Source organism: Massilia sp. UYP11, from assembly GCF_050434805.1.
GTDB lineage: Bacteria > Pseudomonadota > Gammaproteobacteria > Burkholderiales > Burkholderiaceae_D > Telluria.
On the sequence record NZ_JBNDJE010000058.1, the window covers coordinates 1 to 1374 of the forward strand.

Annotated in this window: 1 rRNA gene; it reads left to right on the plus strand. The window is 51.6% G+C overall.

Going from position 1 to position 1374, the window contains the following annotated elements:
- A 23S ribosomal RNA gene (locus tag ABIB38_RS24150) occupies positions 1-1359 on the plus strand; the annotation flags it as partial.
- Between the last annotated feature and the right edge of the window lie 15 nt (positions 1360-1374).

A 1374-nucleotide genomic window follows, 5' to 3' on the forward strand; every position in this document is an offset into this window, starting at 1 on the left:
GCCATGTGCGACGAAGCAATCGGAAGTGGTTCCAAGAAAAGCCTCTAAGCTTCAGTCATACGAGACCGTACCGCAAACCGACACAGGTGGGCGAGATGAGTATTCTAAGGCGCTTGAGAGAACTCGGGAGAAGGAACTCGGCAAATTGGTACCGTAACTTCGGGATAAGGTACGCCCTAGTAGTTTGACCACTTTACTGTGGAAGGATGAACGGGTTGCAATAAAATGGTGGCTGCGACTGTTTAATAAAAACACAGCACTCTGCAAACACGAAAGTGGACGTATAGGGTGTGACGCCTGCCCGGTGCTGGAAGATTAAATGATGGGGTGCAAGCTCTTGATTGAAGTCCCAGTAAACGGCGGCCGTAACTATAACGGTCCTAAGGTAGCGAAATTCCTTGTCGGGTAAGTTCCGACCTGCACGAATGGCGTAACGATGGCCACACTGTCTCCTCCCGAGACTCAGCGAAGTTGAAATGTTTGTGATGATGCAATCTACCCGCGGCTAGACGGAAAGACCCCATGAACCTTTACTGTAGCTTTGCATTGGACTTTGAACCAATCTGTGTAGGATAGGTGGGAGGCTTTGAAGCGGACACGCCAGTGTTCGTGGAGCCATCCTTGAAATACCACCCTGGTTTGTTTGAGGTTCTAACCTTGGTCCGTTATCCGGATCGGGGACAGTGCATGGTAGGCAGTTTGACTGGGGCGGTCTCCTCCTAAAGTGTAACGGAGGAGTTCGAAGGTACGCTAGGTACGGTCGGACATCGTGCTAATAGTGCAATGGCATAAGCGTGCTTAACTGCGAGACCGACAAGTCGAGCAGGTACGAAAGTAGGACATAGTGATCCGGTGGTTCTGTATGGAAGGGCCATCGCTCAACGGATAAAAGGTACTCTGGGGATAACAGGCTGATTCCTCCCAAGAGTTCATATCGACGGGGGAGTTTGGCACCTCGATGTCGGCTCATCACATCCTGGGGCTGTAGCCGGTCCCAAGGGTATGGCTGTTCGCCATTTAAAGTGGTACGTGAGCTGGGTTTAAAACGTCGTGAGACAGTTTGGTCCCTATCTGCCGTGGGCGTTGGAAATTTGAAGGGGGCTGCTCCTAGTACGAGAGGACCGGAGTGGACGAACCTCTGGTGTACCGGTTGTCACGCCAGTGGCATTGCCGGGTAGCTAAGTTCGGAAGAGATAACCGCTGAAAGCATCTAAGCGGGAAACTTGCCTTGAGATGAGATTTCCCGGAGCCTTGAGCTCCTTGAAGGGTCGTTCGAGACCAGGACGTTGATAGGCTGGGTGTGGAAGTGCAGTAATGCATTAAGCTAACCAGTACTAATTGCCCGTACGGCTTGTCCCTATAACCTTGGTAGTC